Raw genomic sequence first — 19,666 nt, 5'->3', positions numbered from 1 at the left:
TCTGGCGGGCCCGGCCGTTCGACCAGCGGGTACGGGATCGGTAGCCGGACCGATTCGTACCGGACCGGACAGCGTGACCGGCTCGTACGGGACTGGCGGCTCGACCGGCTCGTACGGGAACCGGAGGCCGACGCCCGACCGTGTCCGTCACCCCGCGCCGGTCAGCGTTTCCCCAGCACACGAGCGGCCATGTCGGCGCCGACGACATGCCCGAGCAGATGGAGCGGGGCAGCCGTCACTCCGGCCCGGTCCACGGCCCGGGCGTAGGCGTGAGCCACCTCCTGGTCCACCAAGCCGTGTACCAGCGGCAGTTCCGGCAGCGCGGCGTGCAACAGGGACTCCGTACGGCAGGAGGCGAGGGTGTCCTCGATCCAGGGCTGGGCGAGGTAGCCGGCCGCCGCCGCGGCGGGCAGTCCCTCGGCGGGCTCACGGCGGGTGCGGCCGATGTGGAGCAGCCCGCCGCCCAGGACGAGTACGTCCTGTTGCTCCCGCATGCGGGAGAGTGCTCGGGCGGTGTCGAAGCAGTGGGGGAACGAGTCGTCGATCACCGTGGTGCCGGGCCTCAGCCGGTCCACGTCCAGGACCGCGGCGCTGCCGCTGATCGCCGTCACCAGGAGATCGGCTCCGTACACCGCGTCGGGTAGTGCCTGCCGGGACTCCACCACCTCGACCTCGTCGGCCAGCCCCCGCTCACGCAGCTTCCGGGCCAGTTCCGTCAGCCGCGGTCCGCTGCCGCGCACGTCGCACAGCAGGAGCCGACGTGGCGGACGGGTGGCACCTGAGAGGAGCAGTTCCAGCGAGGAGGAGCCGATCGAACCCAGCCCCACGAACGCGACATCGAGGTCCGCGAGACTCTGGCCGGTGGCGTCGAGGGCCGCCCGCACCGTCTTGACCACCGATACGACGGTCGCCGCATGGCCAGTCGTCACGGCGGCCGCCCCCTCGACGGAGGACAGCACGTCGAAGCCGTAACCGGTCAGCGACGGGATCATCCCCGCAAGTGAGACGCAGCGCGCGCCGAGCGAAGACGCCAGCGACACCGCGCGGCCGGCGTGCCGCACGAGTTCGGGATCCCGGCCGAGTTCGTCGGCGAAGAGCGGCACGCATACGAAGCCCGACCGGCCCAGTGGCGTCTCCACCGTCTCCAGCAGGCGCGGCGTGCCGTCGGGGAACAGCATCGTGCGCAGCTCGGCGCGCGGCAGCGCCCCGTCGGGCAGACCCGCCAGCCGCGCCAGATGGCCGGGGGAGGGCAGGTATCCGACGAGCGCCGCGTCCATCGTTTCCCGAGGCCTCGGCCGTCGAACCGCTGGCTCAGGGCTTGACGCCCGCGTGAGCCGGGCGCGGATCGAGTGCGCGAATCCGTCCAGCGCGGGTGGCGAGAAGGCCCTCGCGGACCCTCGGAGCGTCACGCGCAGCCCGTCCCTGTCCGGCCGCACCGCCATGAACACGTCCGTCGCCGTCGACGGCGGAGCGAACGCGCTGTCCGCGTCCTCCCACGACACCGTCAGCGTGCTGCCGTTGGGGGCGGCGAGTGCGGAGAAGTCCAGGAAGGTGAAGAAGAACTGCGACGTCAGCGGCAGCCCGTTGGCGTGCCGCGGCAGGACGTCCTCGTGGGTCCGCGCCTCCTCGGCCTCGGCCACGATCCGGCGCAGAGCATCGCCGATGTGCCCTTCCGCTGACTCCTGACCCGACGCGGCGCCCGGCCGCACCGGTACGGCCGCAGCGAACGGGCCGAAGATCCGGTGCACGTCCGGCAGTGGACGGTCCCGCCCGCTCACCGCCAGCCCGAGGATCAGGTCCGCTCGGCCGGTCGTCTCCGCCAACTCCTGGTAATAGGCGGTCAGTAGTGGCGCGTACAGAGTCGCGCCCGCCCCTGCCGCGAGCGCGCGCAGCGCTGCCGTACGGCTCGCGTCGAGCACGAACTCCGCCGAATGGAATGCGTGGGTGGCGCTGCCGCCCATGGTCGTACTGCCGCTGCCGCTGCCGCTGCCGCTGCCGCTGCCGCTGCCGCTGCCGCTGCCGCTGCCGCTGCCGCCGTCGGGGGCGCGCAGCACCGGGGGCCGGTACGGGGCACTCAGCCGGGCTCGGCGTTCCGTGGCATCCGGCGCTGAGCGGGGTCCCGCTTCCGCTCCGGCTTCGATGCCGGTCTCGGCCAGCAGCAGGCAGTGGTCGCGGAAGGTGGCGCGCGGTGTGGACAGTTCGGCTGTGCGGTCGGCGGCCAACCGGTCGTACGCGTCCGTCAGTTCCCGCATGAGCAGTGCGGCGCTGTACCCGTCGCCGATGAGGTGGTGTGCGTGTACGAGGAGGACGTGCTCGTGCGGAGCCAGGGTGAGCACGCGAAGTCGCAGCAGGGGCCAGGTCCACGGCTCAAAGCGTCGACCGGCCTCGGCGGCGGCCCGCCCGTCCACGTCACCGCGGTCGCGGAGCGTCTCGAAGACGACCGGCAGCCGCAGCGAGCGCGGCAGTTCCTGCTGGACGGGCGGCCGCGCTCCGGAGGGGAAGACGGTACGCAGCATCGCGTGGCTTTCCACCAACAGGTCCACCGCGGCCTGGAAGACCTCCTGGTCCAGTGGGCCGGACAACCGCAGCCGCGCCAACCAGGCACCACCGCCCGGTGAGAGCTCCTCGGCGAGGAGGAATCCGCGCTGGCCCGGCGTGAGGGGGAAGGGGGCCGTGTGGTCCCCTCCTGTTCCTGTCGGGCGAGAGCCCGCGGCCGTGACCTTCTCCGTCCCGCACGGTTGCTCGACGGCGGCATCCACCGCCGTGTCCATCGCCTCGTCCACCGCCGCCGCGAGCGCGGCGAGAGTGCGGTGGCGGTAGACCGCGGTCGGTCTGGGCAACGGCCCCTCCTGCTCCCCGAGCCGGGCGAACACCTGGAGCACGAGCATCGAGTCCCCGCCGAGGTCGAAGAAGTCGTCCTCCCGGCAGACCGGGTCGGCGCCCAGGAGGTCCGACCAGATCGCGGCCAGCCGCCGTTCGGTCGGCGTCGCCGGGGGAGTACGACGGCCGGCGGTCGTCGACAGCACGGCCGATACCGTGCCCGCACGGGCCACCGGGGCCGTTGCCCGCTCGGACAGAGCGCGGCGGTCGACCTTGCCGGTCCCGGTCAGCGGCAGCGCGTCGGCGACCGTGATGTGCGCCGGGATCATGTACGGCGGCACGATGTCCGACAGGTGTCGGCGCACGTCGCGGGTGTCCGGTCGGCCGGAACCGGTCCGGACGGTCACGAACGCCAGCAGGCGTCCATCGCGCGCGGTCACCGCGGCCTGTGCGATGCCGGGGTACGTCTGGAGGGCCGCCTCGACCTCTCCCGGTTCCACCCGGTTCCCACGGATCTTCACCTGGTCGTCGACACGGCCAAGGAACTCCAGCGTGCCGCCCTCGCCACGGCGTACGCGGTCCCCACTGCGATACCAGCGACGGCCGTCGCGTACTGCGAACGCGCGGGCCGTCAGGTCCGGCTCGCCCAGGTAACCGGGTGTCAACCCGACTCCCGCGATGAGGAGTTCACCGAACTCGCCCGGTCCGCACGGCGTGCCGTCGGGGCCGACCACCGCCAACTCGGTACCGGCGACGGGCCGTCCGATCGGCAGCAGCCGTACGTCGTCGGCGGGGCGGACGTCGATGACATGGCAGGTCGCGTTGATGGTCGCCTCGGTGGGCCCGTACAGGTTGGCGATCCGTGTGCCGGTTCCGAACAGGTCGAACCACCGGCGTACGTGCGCGGCGGGCAGTGCCTCGCCTCCGACGTGCACCCATCGAAGTGCCGACAGGTCCGGTCGGCCCGCCCCGCGTCGCACCTGCTCCTCGGCGGCGGACAGGAGTTGCTCCCACAGCGTCGGGACGGAGCTCCATACGGTGATCCGCGCCTGCTCCACGTACGCGAGCAGCAGTTCAGGGTCGCGCCGAAGGTCCTGCGGCACGGTTACCACGGTGGCGCCGACCAGGAGGGGTGCGAGCAACTGGCGTACGGAGGCGTCGAAGCACGGCGAGGCCGTCTGGGCCAGGCGGTCCTGGGGGCCGTAGCCGAAGGTGGTGACGGCCCAGTCGAGGTAGTTCTCCATCGCCCGGTGGGTGATGGGTACCGCCTTGGGGCGCCCGGTGGATCCGGAGGTGAAGATGACGTACGCGATCGCGTCGGCCTCAGCCTCAGCCGGGGACACGTGGACGGTCGTCGGTACGGCGTCGTCACCCATCGAAGCCGGTGAGGCCGGCGGATCGTCGGCGGCCACGGCCCGAACTCCCTGGAGGGCGTTGGCGGTTGACAAGGTCGGCGCATGGCACACCACGACCGTGGTGCCCGTGCGGGCCACTTGATCCGCCAGCCGTGCCGTGGGGTGGCCCGCGTCCAGCGGAACCCAGCCGGCACCGGCCCGCAGGATGGCCACCACGCCGATCACGGTGTCCGGACCCGGCTCGGTGAGGAGTCCGACGAGGTCGCCCCGACGCACGCCGAGGGACCGCAGTCGCGCGGCGAGCAGCCCCGATGCGCGGTCGAGGGCGGCGTAGGTGAGCGTGGTCGATCCGGCGTCGACCGCGGTTGCCGTGGGCATGGCACGGAATCGGTCCAGCAGCCGGGCGACGAGGCGCGGGCCACCGATGGACCCGGCGAGCGTTTCGGACGCCGCGGTGGAAGCCGGGCAAGTGGGGGAGACGGCCGCAACAAGCGCAGGCGGTGCGGGAAGCGCACCCAGCGCACCCGGCGCGGCCAGTTCCTCCAGTTCCTTGCGGTACTCCCGGTCCAGACGCGCCACCGTCCGCCGCTCGAAGAGCGGCAGCGGGAAGTTCCACGACATACGCAGCACAGGGCCGTCCGCCCAGCACAGCAGGCTCAGCCGGGTCGCGGCCGAGCCGGTGCCGGCCGCGGTCGCCCGTACTTCCACCGGACAGTCGGCCGCCAGGCGGGCCGGGAAGCGGGCGAAACTGAAGCCCGCCGGGCTCGCCGTGCGCGGGCCGCTGTCGGCACCGGACAGCAGCCCGGCCAGGTCAAGGCTGCTCAGGTCGGCGTGTTGCTCGCTCTCCAGCCATGCCTGGCGCAGCCGCGCCGCCAGAGCCATGAGGGGCTCCTCCGGGTCCGCCTCGCACAGCAGCGGAAGCGTGTCGGCGAGCGGTCCGACGAGCCGGTCCACCCCGTCGAACCGGTCCTCGCGCCGCGCCCGGGCCACGTTCACGGCGATGTCCCGGCGGCCCGTCCACCGCACCAGGCAGCGCACGTAGGCGGCGAGCAGCAGGTGGAACAGCGATACGTCATGCGCGGCGGCCAGCCGTTCCAGGCCGGCGGTGAGGACCTCGTCGAGTTCGCCGTGGTGTTGCACGAGCGGGCCGGACGGAGGAGCGTCGGGATCACCGTCGTACGGCAGCCGCAGTGGTTCGCCGCGTTCGGCCAGGCGCTCCGCCCAGTAACGCCGCGTGTCCTCCGGGCTGTTGGAGCCGGGGGAGGGGACGCGGGCTGCCGCGTAGGTCGCGAAGTCCAGTGCCGGCGGGATCAGTTGGGGGCGTTCTCCACGCCAGAGCGAGGTGTAGAGGGCCCACAGATCCTCGGCCAGGACGTTGAGGCTGTATCCGTCCGCCGCCGCGTGATGGACCATCAGCAGCAGGTGCGCGAGGCTCGGTTCCTGTCGGAGTACGACGGCCCGCACCGGTGGTTCGACGGCCAGGTCGAAGGGCCGGTTGCACAGGGCCGATTCGACGTCGGCCACGCTCTGGGCAGTCCCCTCGTGCACCTCGTACCAGGTCTGCAGGGGCATGGTCGGCGCCAGCCGCTGCATCGGCGTGCCGCCCGCGTCGTCGATACGCAGCCGCAGCATGCCGTGCCGCTCGGCCAGCGCCGTCAACGCCCGGCCGAGGACATGGGTGTCCAGCGGGCCGCGGATCGTCAGGCGCAGATGGCCGCGGGCCGGGACGTCCGGGTGCAGCCGACTGCTGGTGAACAGGGCCAGTTGTACGGGGGTGAGGGCGAAGGGCGTGCCGTCGTCGGCCGCGGGCGGAAGCAGGGCACGGTGAGCATCCGGCCCCGGCTCGGCGGCATCAGCATCGGCGTCGGCTCCGGCCGCTGTCTCCGCGTCGAGGTGGGCGGCCAGCTCGCGCACGGTCCGGTACTCGAAGAAGAGCGTGGTGGGCCACGGCCGTCCCGTCCTGCGTTCCAGCCGTTTGACGAGGTCGACGGCGCCCAGCGAGTCCAGCCCGAGCGACAGGAACGGTGCGTCGTCGTCGACGGCCGAAGCCGGCACGCCCAGTGACTGCGCAAGCAGTTCCCGGAGCACGGCGGCGCCGGAGACGGACACCGCCCCGTCCGAGCCGGAGGGATGACGTGCCGCCGGTGATGCCGGTTGAGGTCGCGGCATTGGCGCAGGCCGCCGCAGCGAGTCGGCGAGGGCCGGTCCCCGCACGGAGGTCGGGACGGACGTCAGATCGGCGAGTACCAGTTGTGCCGCGTCCGTGTCGCACGCCGAACGCAGCGCGGCCAGCGCGGGCGCGGTCGCCAGCGGGCGGCTTCCGGTGCGCGCGAGGGCGCCGGCGCCGAGGGAGGTGGCGAACGAGGTGGCGTGCGAGGAGGCGAGTCCCGTCTCGGCGAACGGCCCGAGGTTCACCGACAGCCACGGCCGTCCGGCCCACCGTTCGGCGGCGGCGAAGGAGTCGAGGAACGCGTTCGCGGCCGCGTAGACGCCGAGCGCCCCGGCCAGCCCTGGCAGCACCGAGGACACGGAGGAGAACGCGACACACACTCCGGGACGGTGCCCGTGCCGGTGCAGGGCCTCCGACAGCAGCATCGTGCCGAGCGTCTTCGCCTGAAGCGCATCCACCGCTTCCCGCACGTCCGTTGAGCGCAGGCTCCCGGGGCGCACCACTCCGGCCGCGTGGAAGACGCCGTCCAGCGGGGGCAGTTCGGCGACGAGCTTGTCGACATCGTCCTGCGCCGCGAGATCGGCCCGGTGGTAGCGGGCGTCGGCGCCGAGCGCCGCGAGTTCCTCCAGCAGACCCTCGGGCGGCTGCGGAGAACGGCCCGTGAGGATGACCGTCGGCCGCCCACGCCCGGCGAGGTCCCGGGCCAGAGCGGAACCGATGCCCCCGCAGCCGCCCGTGATCAGGAAGTTGCCGTCGGCGGGCAGCCGCCCACTCCCGTGGGGTGTCTCGGTCGGCTGAGGGACGACGGTCCGTACCAGTCGCCGCCCGTCCCGCCAGGCGACCACTCCGGCCGCCTGGGGCGCCGCCGCCTCGGCGAGGACGGCCCGTAGCTGTTGCCCGGCGTCGTCGAGGGACGCGAGGTCGACCCAGTTCGCCACCACTCCCGGGAACTCCTCGGGCACGGCCAGAGCGAGGGCGCCGAGCACGGCCTGTGCCGGGTCCGGACGCTCGGAGCCGTGTCCGGTGACGTGCACGTCCTCGGTCACGACCAGCAGACGTCGGGCCCCGGCCCGGTCGAACAGCGCCAGCGCCTCCCGGAACGCCGTGACCCACCGACGCTGCAGCCGCTCGAACTCGGCTGCCGTGCGGTGCTTGGCCGGCCCGGCGAGCAGAATCACCGTCTGCGCCGCAACGGCTCCGGTGTCCGTGGTCGCCTCCACGCCCCGCCCCGCGAACCGTTCCGCGACCTCGCGCACCGCAGTCGCGTCCACGCCCGTCACCAGTACGGGTCCGGCGGGAGCGTCGTCGGCCAGGGGCTCCGCCTGCCACATGACACGGTGCAGGAGCCCGTGCGCCGCGGTGTCGGGCCAGTACCGGCGCCGCTGATAGGGATAGGGCGGCAGCGGCACGCGCCGACGGCCCGCGTCGAGCGCCGTACGGTCCAGCGTCACGCCCCGCACCCACAGGCGCCCCATCATTGCCAGCAACTCCCGCGCCCCGCCCGGGGAACTGGTCGTGGCGGCCCTGGCACGGCCCAACTCCCCGGGCGCGGACACGACGAGCACACGACTGTCGGAGCCGGAGCCGGAGCCGATGTCCGTGTCGGTGCCGGTCTCGATGTCGGTGCTGTTTGCCGGACGCGGGGCACCGGCAGTCGTACCGTCCGCGTCGGTGGCCCGGTGATGGACTGCCGCCGCCCGGATCGGGCCCGCGAGGTTCTCGTCCGGTCCGAGTTCGACGAACGTGTCGTAGCCCTCGTCGAGCAGGCGGGCCACGGCCCGGCCGAACAGCACCGGCCGCAGGGCGTGTTCGCGAAGGTGGACCGGGTCCATGCGCGGCTGCCACTCGGCGGTGAGCGTACTCATCACGGGCAGGTCGGCAGCCGTGACGTCCAGAGCGTGCGCGGCGTCGGCCAGGGCCTGCGCGACCGGCTCCATCAACGGTGAGTGAAAAGCGTGCGACACCCGCAGCGGGCGCACCGCCGCTCCCAGCCCGGCGAGCTTCTCCGCAGCCCCCTCGACCGCGTCGGGGCTGCCGGAGATCACCAGCCGGCCGGGGCCGTTGTAGGCGGCCACCGCGAGCTCGCGGGGTGTCGCTGCCACCAGGGCCGCCACGTCCTGTTCGTCGGCTCCCCGGACCGCCAGCATCGCGCCCGGAGCTGTCAACGTGCCCATGAGCCGCCCGCGTTCCGTCGCGAACCCCACCGCGTCGGCGAGCGACAGCGCACCGCCGACGCAGGCGGCCGCCAGCTCGCCGACGCTGTGTCCGACGAGCGCGTCGGGCCGTACGCCCCAGGCCATCAACTGCCGGGCGAGAGCCACCCCGTGGGCGACCAGGAGCGGCTGCGCCACCTCGGTGGCGGCCTGCGCCTGCGGATCCACCTCCGCGTCCACGCACCACGACGTCAACTGCCGTCCGTGCACGGTGCCGACCCGGGCCGACGCCTCGTCCAGCGTGTCGCGGTACACAGGTGCCGTCGCGTACAACGCACGGCCCTGGCCCGGCCGCAGTGCGCCCTGGCCGGGGAAGACGAAGACGGTCCGCGGCCGGTTCGCCACCGTCCCGGTGACCACTCCCGGCGCTCGGCCGTCACCCACGGCGGTCGCCTCGGCGAGCCGTTCCCGGAGGTCCCCGTCTGCCACCACGGCGAGGCGGTGCGGTCCCTCGTCCCGTGCCGTGGCCGCCGTCAGACAGAAGTCGCCCTCGTCGAGCTCCGGGCGGTCGCGCAGCTGGTCCGCGAGACGGGACGTCCAGGCGGCCAGACCGTCCGCACTGCGCGCCGAAAGGGCCAGGAGGTGCGGACCGCCTCCCGCGCGCGGCGCAGAGGCGGAAGCCGACGTCGGCGGCGCCTGTTCCAGGACCGCGTGCGCGTTCGTGCCGCCGAACCCGAAGGCGTTGACGCCCGCCCTCCGCGGACCCTGCGACTCCCAGTCGGTCAGCTCGGTGACCAGGGCGAACCCGGACCGCTCGACCGCGGGGGAGGGCGACGCGTGGTGCAGGGAGGCCGGCAGCCGGCCGCGCCCGAGAGCCAGCACCACCTTGACCAGCGAGGGCAGGGCGGCCGAGTTCAGCAGGTGCCCGACGTTCGTCTTCACCGAGCCGAGCAGCCGCGGTCGCCCGTCCGGACGGGCCGGGAAAGCCTGTGCCAGGGACCGCAGTTCGATCGGGTCACCGACAGCCGTACCCGTCCCGTGGGCCTCGACATACGTGACCGACTGGGGATCGACGCCGCAGATCGCGTACGCCCGGCCGATCACCTCGTGCTGTCGCAGCGGATTGGGTGCCATCAGGCTCAGGGAGGTGCCGTCGTTGTTGACGGCGGTGCCGCGTACGACGGCCAGGATCTCGTCGTTGTCGCGGCCGGCCTCCTCAAGCGGCCGCAGGACGAGGGCCGCTCCGCCCTCGCCGGGTACGAACCCGTCGGCCGCGGTGCTGAAGGCGCGGCTGCGGCCGGTGGGTGACAGGGCCTGCGCCGCCTCCAGTGCCTGGTACCCGTCGGGCGTGAGGTGGAGGTTGACGCCGCCGACCACGGCGATGTCGCACTCCCCGTCCGCGAGGCTGCGCCGGGCCAGGTGCAGCGCCACCAGACCCGAGGAACACGCGGTGTCCACGGCGAGCGCCGGCCCGTCGAGGTCGAGGCAGTGTGCGACACGGGCGGCGACCAGGTTGGGCAGGTTCCCGGTCAGGGCTGTGGCCGCGGGTGGCGTACCGGCCGGGGCCGCGTCGGCGAGGACCTGCCGATAACCGCTGTCTCCGACGGCGGCGAACACACCGACGCGCAGGCCGCGGCGGCGAGTTCCGGCGTAACCGGCCCGTTCCAGTGCCTCGTGGGCGAGTTCGAGGAAGATCCGCGCCTGCGGGTCGAGCGTGCGGGCCTCCTCGTCGCCGATGCCGAAGTGCCCGGCGTCGAAGGCGGCCGGGTCGTCGAGGAAGGACCCCCAGCGTCCGCCGGACCGGTTGGACGTCTGCCCGTCTGCCTGTGCCGAGGGTGTTGCGCCGTCCCAGCGGCCCGACGGCACGGTGGTGACGGCGTCCCGCCCGGCGGCCAGCAGGTCCCAGAACTCCTCCGGCGTGTCCGCGCCGGGGAACCGGCAGGCCATCGCGACGATCGCCGTTCCGGGCGTGCCGGCTCGGGCGGGCACCGTGTCCCGCCCGTCGGGAGCGTACGACTGCCGGCCTTCCTTGGCGTCAACTGCAGCCAGCAGCTGGTCGGCGAGCGCGGTGACGGTGTCGTCGCGCATCACGGCCGGAGCGAGGGTGACATCGAGGGCGCGCTCCAGTTCGGCGAGCACTTCCATGGCCTTGAGCGAGGTACCGCCCAGATCGGTGAACCGGTCCCGGTCCGTGAACGACGCCTGCGGTCGCGCCAGTACGCGCGCCCAGATGTCACGTACGAGCTGCTGTACGTCACGGCGCGAGCGGGGCGACGCCGATCGCCGTACGTCGTCACGTCGCCCTGGTTCGCCCGCCGCGGCGTCCGAGGCGGCAGGCACCGAGGCGGCGTCCGAAGAGACGGACGGGACGCAGGTCGAGAGGGCCGAGGGGACGGGCATGGGGCTGGACGAGGCCGCGGGCCGGTACGCCCCCGCCTCGAAACGGGCCCGCATCCGCTGCCGCTGCAGCTTGCCGCTCGTGGTGCGGGGGAAGGCCGACGGCGGGAGAGCGAGGACGCGCACGTCGTCGTGGCCCAGTGCTCCACGGACCCGCCGCGCGACCTGGTCCAGTACCTCCGTCGCGGTGCGCGGCGGACGGCTCCACGACACGAGGACCACCACGCGCTCGCTCCCGGTCACCGGGTCGGTCGAGCCGACCACAGCGGTGATGCCCGCAGGCAGCCCGGGCGTCGCGGCGGCCACCTCCTCCATGTCCGGGGCGTGGAAGGTGCGGCCGTTGAGGAAGAGGACGTCCTTGTGGCGGCCGGTGACACACAGTCGGCCGTTCCGCAGGAAGCCGAGATCTCCGGTGCGCAGCCAGCCGTCCGCGAAGGTCTGTGCTGTCGTCTCGGGGCGGGCGTGGTAGCCGCGCGCGATCTGCGGGCCGCCGACCTCGATGTGACCCACCCGCCGGTCACCCAACGGCCGTCCGGCGTCGTCGGTGATCCGCACCGAGCAACCGGGCACCGGTACGCCGACGTCCATCACTTCCACGGCTGCTTCCTCGGCGTCGCCGCCGGGCTCCCGTTCCACCGCCCGGCCACGGCTGAGAGCGGCCCGGTCCAGCACCACGGGCGCCGCCACTTCACCGAGCGGCGGGAAAGTGACGGCCAGTGTCGCCTCGGCGAGCCCGTAGACGGGCGTGGCCGCCCGGGGGTCCAGTCCGGTCGGCCGCATCTTGGCCGTGAAGTCCCGCCACACCGTCGCCGAGATCGGCTCGGCCCCCACCAGCATCAGCCGTACCGGGCTCAGGTCCACGGTGGCGAGTACTTCGTCGGGGACCCGGCGCACGGTCAGGGCGAGCGCGAAGTTGGCGGCCGACAACACCGTCGCCCGGTGCGCGGCGGCCACGTCGAACCACAGGCGCGGCGACTTCGCGAACGACAGGGGACCGATCTTCACCTGCTTCGCCCGCACGGCCAGCGGCGCCAGATGGGTGCCGATGAGGCCCATGTCGTGGAAGTAGGGCATCCAACTGACCACGACGTCCTGCTCGTTGAGTCCCGAGGCGGCGGCCATCTGCCGCAGGTTGGCCAGGACCGCCGCGTGCGTCAGCTCAACCCCCTTGGGGGACCCGGTACTTCCGGAGGAGAACTGCAGGAAGGCCAGATCGTCCGGGCCCGGCATGACGGGCGAGAGCGGTTCGGCGCACTCCCGCAGCGTCTCCAGCCGCAACACCCGTACGCCGTCGGGCAGTTCGGCAGCCACCCCCGCACAGGCCGCGTCCACCACGACGGGCGGCCGTCCGAGGTGCTCCCACACCGGGGCGACCCGTCGCGCGTCGGGCGCGAGCGGCACCGGTACCAGCCCGGCGGCGAGCGTGCCCCAGAACATCGGCTGGAAGTCCTCGCTGCGGTCCGCGAGCAGCGGCACGCAGGTGCCGGGCTCGACGCCCGCGCCGCGGTACCCACCCGCGACACGCAGGGACTCGTCGAGCAACTCCCGGAACGTGACCGTCAGTTCACTGCCGTCCCCACGGACATGTACGACGACCTGTTCAGGGGCCTGGTGGGCTGCGTCCAGCAGTACGTCGAACAGCGATGCAGTCTTCATGGGTCCGTTCGTTCGTGCGTGGGTGAATCGAGCCGGTACAGCAGGAGGCAAGCAGGGTGGTGAGGCGAGGCCTGGCGATCTTGCCGAGTCGTTCATTCGGGAGCCTGCCGGAGCCCGTGTCCCGTTTCATGAGTACGCATACTCAAACGGCGTTCCGTATCGAACCACTGTCCGGAGCGTCGGCCTGGCCGGCGGTTCGCATTCCCGGCCGAAGGCGGGGAACGTGGAGTACATGGGAGTCGGGAGCACTGCACGCGAGCCGGGCGGACGCGCCATGCCGTCCGGCCGTCCGGCTCGTGAAGCCCCCGACGGACCGGGCGTCCTCGTAATGAGTTCCAGTGACCACGTACGTCATCACCGTTCCCGGCACTTTCGTCCGCAGCGTCTCCGACGCCGCGCGCTCCGGCATCGAGGACAGGCTCCGGCCTCGTGATCCGCAGAACACGGACCTGGGCGAGAGCGAGGAACTGAGCCTGTTGACCTCTCGCTCCGCAGCCTCACCTGAGGATCTCAACCGGCTCGGCACGCGCCCAATGGAACACCGCAGCGGACCGACGGAGCAGCCACCCGTATCGACATGGCGTTCCTGTGTGCGCGTGCCAAGACCGTCATCAAGCGATTCTCGTCCCCTGCGGGATGTCGGCGAGCTTTGGGCTCTGGCACAGATCTTGGGGAGTAGCTGCGGAGAGTCACCGCAGTGTTCGATTGCGGACGTCCGGATTCGTGTGAGACCGCGTACGCTCCGCCGCCCGGCGGACGATTGTGACGCTCCGTCAGGTTTGTGACTGCACCCGCCGGAGTTGGCCGTGGCCGGTGACGGTGTTGGTCATACAGGCCGACACAACGTTCTGGGACTCGCTGGTGTTCGACGGGATCGACGACGTGGACGTCGAAGCGGCGGCAGCCGCCTTCGGCACGGTCGACATCTTGGCGAGGGGCCGGGTAGCCGGCGCGGCATGTCCCGACTGCAGCCGTTTCTCGGGGCGAGTGCACGACTCCTACCAGCGCAGACTCAAGGATCTGCTCCTCGCTGGGCAGAGCGTCGTGATCCGTCTGACGGTCCGTCGTTTCATCTGCGGGACGGCCAACTGCCCGCGCCGCACGTTCGCCGAACCGTTCGCCCGGCTGACCACCCCGTACGCACGCTTCACCTCGCGGCTTGGCCACGTCCTGGAACGCGTTGGGTTCGCCCTCGCCGGACGGGCCGGCGCCCGGCTGGCTGACCAACTGGGCTTCGGTGTGGGACGGATGACCTTACTGCGCAGGGTCATGGCACTGCCCGACCCGCAGTCCAGCACGCCTCGCGTGCTGGGCGTGGACGACTTCGCGACCCGCCGGGGGCAGACCTACTCCACCGTCTTGACCTGCGGAGAAACCCATCGTGTGGTCGACGTGCTCCCGACCCGCGATTCCGGGCCGCTGGCCGGTTGGCTAGCCGCCCACCCGGACGTGGAGATCATCTGCCGAGACCGGGCAGGCGCCTATGCCGAGGGCGCCCGGCTCGGTGCTCCCGCCGCGCTCCAGGTCGCCGACAGGTTTTAGTGCGCCATGAGGCGCCTTGTCGTATCCCCGACTCAGTCGGGGGGAATTTGGAGGGAGATTCTCGGGTCTGATGGCTTACCCAATCTGGAAACGGTGATGGGGACCAGAGCATTCCAGGAAATCGATGACCGGGCTCAGGTATCAGGGACGGGGTATCGAGGGACCCGCGTGACATGGTGAAAGCTGAATTGCCTGAACCCAAATCTCCAGGAGACTGAAGGTCGAGTCCGCCGGAAAGATACCTGTAACCGGCGCCGCGCTCTGCGACGGCTTTGTGAAATGGTCGATGCAACCTCCGGAGTGCGGAGCGATGCCCAACGAGGGCATTCAAGGGGATGAGTTGGGCACCTACATCACGCTAGGACGTACGACAAGGACGAACATGGGATCGCCTACGGGAGGAGATCTTCCTATGGCGACGGAGGCCCCGTAGTAGTCGCCGGAGTCACGACCGGCCAAGGAGAACGGGAAAGCCGTCCGCACAGGGCGAAGGGGGCCAGGTGATCGGACACTCAAGACTCGGGAGGTATGCGTAATGCAGAGCGCCGAAACGGTGCTGGGTGTCCTCCGTGAACGCGGCAGGCGTGGCCTGCCGTGCAATGAACTGTATCGACAGCTCTTCAATCCGCAGTTGTATCTGCTGGCCTACGGACGTCTGTACTCCAACAAGGGAGCAATGACGCCCGGGGTCAACGGGGAGACCGTGGACGGCATGTCGCTGGGCAAGATCGAGCACGTCATCGACGCGCTGCGCCACGAACGCTACCGGTGGAGCCCAGCTCGCAGGGTTTACATCCCGAAGGGGCGGAGCAGCACGAAGCTGCGTCCGCTCGGCCTGCCTCCCTGGAGTGACAAACTCGTCGGCGAGGTGATCCGCCTGCTGCTTGAGGCGTATTACGAGCCGACGTTTTCTAACTCCACACACGGTTTCCGTCCCCGCCGGGCTGCCACACCGCATTACGTGATGTGACCAATGCCTGGACGGGAACAGTCTGGTTTGTCGAAGGCGACATCGCCCAGTGCTTCGACCGCCTTGACCATTCGGTCATGCTCCGGATCCTGGGTGAAAAGATCCAAGACAATCGGTTCCTGCGGCTGATGCGCAACATGCTCAGAGCCGGATACATGGAGGACTGGATCTGGAACGCCACGCACAGCGGAAGCCCGCTAGGCGGAGTTGTTTCACCCATCCTCTCAAATATTTACCTGCACAAGATGGATGAGTACGTTGAGAAAGTTCTCATTCCGGAATACACCCGGGGAAGAGTCAGACAGCCGAACCGCGCCTTTCATCGGGTATGGGCGGCCGTAGGTCGCGCACGCAAGCGCGGCAACCACACCGAGGTGCGGGAGCTGCGCAGGCAACTCCGCAGTATGCCCAGCATGGATACTCAGGATCCTGGCTACCGGCGGCTGCGGTATGTGCGCTATTGCGATGACACCCTGCTCGGGTTCGCCGGACCGAAGGCAGAGGCCGAGGAAATCAAACAGCGACTGGCGCAATTCCTGCGTGACGAACTCAAGTTGGAACTGTCGCCGGAGAAGACCCTCATCACGCACGCCCGCACCCAGGCGGCGAGGTTCCTCGGCTACGAGATCACCGTGCACCACAACGACCGCAAGATCACCGGCGGACGGCGTTCCGTCAATGGGGTCATCAGATTGCGCGTCCCTCGTTCGGTGGTATCTGCCAAGCAAGCCCAGTACATGAAGCGCGGCAAACCCGCGCGACGGCCCGAACTGCTGAACCAGGACGACCACATCATCCTCAGCACCTTCGGGTCGGAGTACCGCGGCATCGTCCAGTACTACCTGCTGGCCGGCGACGTCTTCCGACTCGCCCGGCTTCAATGGGTCATGGAGACCTCGATGCTGATGACGCTCGCCAACAAGCACCGCTCGTCGGTGTCGAAGATGGCCCGCAAGTACGCGGCCACCATCGAGACCCCGCACGGACTACGCAAGTGCTTCGAGGCGCGCGTCGAACGCACCGGCAGGAAGCCGCTGGTCGGACGGTTCGGTGGGATCCCGCTGCGACGAGACAAAAAGACGGTCATCAATGACCGTCGGCTGGCCCCGGTCAACACCAAGCGCAAGGAACTGGTCACCCGGCTCCTCGCCGGACGGTGCGAGTCCTGCGGGCGGATCGACGAGGTGGAAGTCCACCACGTCGCCAAACTCGCCGGCCTCGGACGATCGGGCAACCGGCCGCCGTGGGCAGATCTCATGGCCGCACGACACCGCAAAACCCTTGTGGTCTGCGGAACTTGTCATGCGGACATCCACGGCAAGAAGCCCGTCCCGGCACTCACGGAGTAGTCACTGGAAAGCGACGTGCGGTGAAAGTCGCATGCGTCGTTTGGGCTGGGGGCCGTTGGAAAAGGACCTGCTCAGCAGGCACCTCGCCGACGGCCCACCAGTACCTTGTGGCAGGGCGTCGGCCACCCTGCGCGCCGCAGCGGCAACAGCGCCTCCTGCGCCGCCGACGGTGCGGCAGGTCACCGGCTGGCTCACCCGTCACCCCGCGACCCTGAGCGAGGAAGAGCGAGCCGCGCTGAAGTCCGTCCTGGCCCGATGCCCCGAACTGGATGCCGCGGCCGGGCATGTCCGCGACTTCGGCGAGATCCTCACCAGCCGCCTCGGCCACACGCTCCCCGCCTGGATCGACGCCGTCGACGTCAGCCAACTGCCCGGCCTCACCAACTTCGCGCTCCACCTGCTCCGAGACCTCGACGCTGTGACCGCCGGGCCTCACCCTCCACTGGAGCTCCGGCAGCGTCGAGGGCGCCGTGAACCGCATCAAGAAGATCAAGAGGCAGCTCTACAGACGGGCCGGATTCGAACTGCTCCGCAAGATGATCCTGCTCCAGTGACTCTCCGCAGCTACTCCTCAAGATTTGTGCCAAGGCCTCGATCTCGTGAACAAAGCCAGTTGTCTTGGTCCGTGTCTTGCGAGGTGGGGCGGAGTCGGGCGCTTTGGTGCGGTGATGCCGAGGATCAGCTGCGGCCGGAACTGCGGTGAGTGCAGTGAACGACATCGCCGACGGACCCGGGCCGTTCGATCCAGGCGTGAGAGCTCAGCTGGCCGGGCCGCCGACGAGGACCGACCAGCCGCCGTCGACCCGCAGAGTCGTGCCGGTCGCCGCGCTGAGTGCGGGGTCGGCAGCCAGTGCCACCGCGGCGGCGACATCTTCGGGCTCAAGCACCCGGCCCAGGACGGACTCGCGGGCCAGGACGGCGCCGCGCTCGCTGGTGAGGACTTCTGCGGTGGCCGGCGTCCGGACTGCCCCGGGGGCGACGACGAGCACGCTGACGCCGTCGCGTGCGTTCTCTGCAGCGACGTGGCGGGCGAAGGTGGCCAGCGCGGATTTCGCTGTGCCATGCGCGAGCCGGCCTTCGCCGACGTAGTCCGCAGCGGTGCTGCCGATGTAGATGATCCGACCCGCTCCCTGCGCCCGCATCGGCGCGAGGACGCGCTTGGTGATGTGGAAGGCACCGGCAAGCTCGCCGGTGACCTTGGCCGCGAAGGCCGCCCACGATAGCTCGGTCAGCGCAGCGAACGGCGGCGGAGCGGTATTGGCGTTGACGACGACTGTGTCGATCCGCCCATGGGTGGCGAGGATCCAGGTCACCAGCTCATCGACGGCGGGCGGGTCGGTGACGTCGGCCCTGGCGCTCGACGCGCTGCCGCCAGTGGCCTCGATGTCACGCACGATTTCGGCCGCGTCGGCGGCACCGGTGCGGTAGTTGACGATCACGTGGTGGCCGCGCGTTCCGAGTTGCCGCGCGATGGCCGCCCCCAGGCCACGGGCGGCGCCGGTGACGAGTGTGGTCGGTGGCATGCTTTCTCCTTGGTCGTGAGCAGGTCGCTAACCTAGGGAGAGCGCAGGTGCGGCGGAAGGCGCTCACCACGTGGTGCGGTGCTCACCCGGCGGTGAGCGCGCAGTCCAGGAGCCCGGGAGAGGTGTGATGGGTGACGTGTTCCACAAGGACTGCCCGGCGCGCGAGGTGTTGGGGCACCTCGCCGGTCGGTGGACGATCCTGATCCTCACGGCACTGCTGGCCGAACCGCTCCGCTATCACGAGCTACGCACGGTGGTCGCGGGAATCAGCGACAAGAGCCTCGCAGCCACGCTCCGCTTGCTCCAGCAGGACGGCCTGGTACACCGCCAGGTCGGCACGGAACAGCCGCCATCGGTGACGTATTCGGTCACCAGCCTGGGCCGCAGCGCGGCGGCGGCGCTGGACCCGCTGCTGCAATGGATCCGCGCCAACGCAGCGGAGATCACGGGCCGCCACGAGAAGTGACCGCGCCGTCGAACGCCGTCGAGGAGAAAGAGGTACGCGGTCTCACGCGAATCCGGACGTCCACAATCGAACACTGCGGTGACTCTCCGCAGGTACTCCCCAAGATCTGTGCCAGAGCCGAGCTTTGGTAGCAGGTGTGCCGCCGAAGCGATGTCGGCGGTGAGATCGTGGTCGGCCATACATCTCGCGTGCCCCGCTGAACGGCGTCGCCCGCTCGACGACCTCGGCGAACGCCTCGGGATTGTCGTCCACCGCCGCGAAGGTCAGCGCTGCCAGCGTGATCGCGGACCGTGACAGCGAAGCGAGCGAGACATGGGCGAGTGCAGCATCTCCGATCGCGGCGGCGTTGCTGTTGATGACCGGCATGGCGTCCTTCTGGCCGCACGCGACCGGTGCCAAGAGTGCCGTTGACGCGGGGACCTCTCCGAGCAGCGCGAGGACGGTGACCGCGAGCGCCGGAAGGCCACCGGTGCCGATGCTGCCCACCTCGCGTACGGGCGGCAGTGCGTTGGCCGAGAGCATGACCACCAACCCGTCGAGGAGGTCAGGCGCCGCCCCGCTGACGCCGGCGGCGAGCTGATCGAGGCGTACGGCCAGCATCGCGCGTATGCGTTCCGGGCTCCGGAGCGGTCCCGCGGATGTGGCGTGGCTGCGCAGGAGGGCCAGGGCATGTGCGTTCGCATCGTCGATGGCGATGTCGCGATTGGCGCCCACACCTGTCGATCTGCCGCACACCATGCGTTCGGCGCTGATCTGCACCGCGTGTGCGAAGGATCGCGCGGCCCGTGATCGCGCCTCGTCGGCGAGCCGGACAGGAACCTCCCCGTATGCGAGGGCCGCGATGTCGGAACTGTTCAGATTGATGCCGTACCCGCTCCCACACGCCCGGTTTCGGCGATCATCGCCTCCAGCGCGCGCCAACCGGTCTGCTGCCGGGCCACCTACTGACGCGGGCCCCATCACGAAACCGAGATCAGGACCGAGAACACGCTTCGGCGCCGAATGTCGAGCCGGCGATCGCCCAGCGCCGAACGGATCAGCCTGCACGCGGCGGCTGAAAGTGTTCGTCGGCGGTGATGAACTCACAGCAAGCAATGGTCAATTCAAGCCGTTGTCTTGTCACTTCCATGACAACCCTGTGCGAGTGGTGTCACTCTGCTGTGGAACATTCACTGTTCGTTCACATCGTCACACCTCTCACACCTCCCACGTCCCCCACTCGTACATCCCCGCACCCTCAGGTCGAACGCCGCGGCGTCCTCGGA

Annotated in this window: 5 protein-coding genes and 1 pseudogene; 3 read left to right on the top strand and 3 right to left on the bottom strand. The window is 70.7% G+C overall.

What is annotated here, in order from left to right; translation table 11 throughout:
• Nucleotides 1-161: 161 nt before the first annotated feature.
• Complete coding sequence (locus ACH4YP_RS28960) at nucleotides 162-12,551, bottom strand: amino acid adenylation domain-containing protein (RefSeq protein ID WP_398493443.1); 12,390 nt, start codon at nucleotides 12,549-12,551, stop codon at nucleotides 162-164.
• Nucleotides 12,552-13,364: 813 nt separating this feature from the next.
• Between ACH4YP_RS28960 and ACH4YP_RS28955 the strand changes: the two genes are divergently transcribed.
• On the top strand, nucleotides 13,365-14,093 hold the full coding sequence (locus tag ACH4YP_RS28955; protein WP_361066379.1) for an ISL3 family transposase: 729 nt from the start codon (nucleotides 13,365-13,367) through the stop codon (nucleotides 14,091-14,093).
• A gap of 535 nt (nucleotides 14,094-14,628) precedes the next feature.
• Nucleotides 14,629-16,412, top strand: a pseudogene (locus ACH4YP_RS28950) (reverse transcriptase domain-containing protein).
• Between the two features lie 758 nt (nucleotides 16,413-17,170).
• Here ACH4YP_RS28950 and ACH4YP_RS28945 read toward each other — a convergent pair.
• Nucleotides 17,171-17,935 (bottom strand): SDR family oxidoreductase, encoded by a 765-nt coding sequence (locus tag ACH4YP_RS28945; RefSeq protein WP_361066373.1) that lies wholly within the window; start codon nucleotides 17,933-17,935, stop codon nucleotides 17,171-17,173.
• A 127-nt stretch (nucleotides 17,936-18,062) separates the two neighbouring features.
• On the opposite strand from ACH4YP_RS28945, the gene ACH4YP_RS28940 reads away from it, so the two are divergent.
• Entirely contained in the window at nucleotides 18,063-18,401 is a 339-nt protein-coding gene (locus tag ACH4YP_RS28940; RefSeq protein WP_398493441.1) for a winged helix-turn-helix transcriptional regulator, read from the top strand.
• 42 nt (nucleotides 18,402-18,443) lie between these two features.
• Here ACH4YP_RS28940 and ACH4YP_RS28935 read toward each other — a convergent pair whose 3' ends face one another.
• Nucleotides 18,444-19,361: an aromatic amino acid lyase gene (locus tag ACH4YP_RS28935; protein WP_398493811.1), complete on the bottom strand. Its 918-nt coding sequence runs from the start codon at nucleotides 19,359-19,361 to the stop codon at nucleotides 18,444-18,446.
• Nucleotides 19,362-19,666: the final 305 nt, after the last annotated feature.

Source organism: Streptomyces sp. NPDC020747 (assembly GCF_044334695.1).
In the GTDB taxonomy this organism is placed as follows: Bacteria; Actinomycetota; Actinomycetes; order Streptomycetales; family Streptomycetaceae; genus Streptomyces.
This window is presented reverse-complemented; position numbering and strand designations above follow the sequence as displayed.

Coding starts and splice junctions, on each gene's coding strand:
- ACH4YP_RS28960 (WP_398493443.1), bottom strand. CDS start 12,551: ATGAAGACTGCATCGCTGTTCGACGTACTGCTGGACGCAGCCCACCAG.
- ACH4YP_RS28945 (WP_361066373.1), bottom strand. CDS start 17,935: ATGCCACCGACCACACTCGTCACCGGCGCCGCCCGTGGCCTGGGGGCG.
- ACH4YP_RS28940 (WP_398493441.1), top strand. CDS start 18,063: ATGGGTGACGTGTTCCACAAGGACTGCCCGGCGCGCGAGGTGTTGGGG.
- ACH4YP_RS28935 (WP_398493811.1), bottom strand. CDS start 19,361: ATGGGGCCCGCGTCAGTAGGTGGCCCGGCAGCAGACCGGTTGGCGCGC.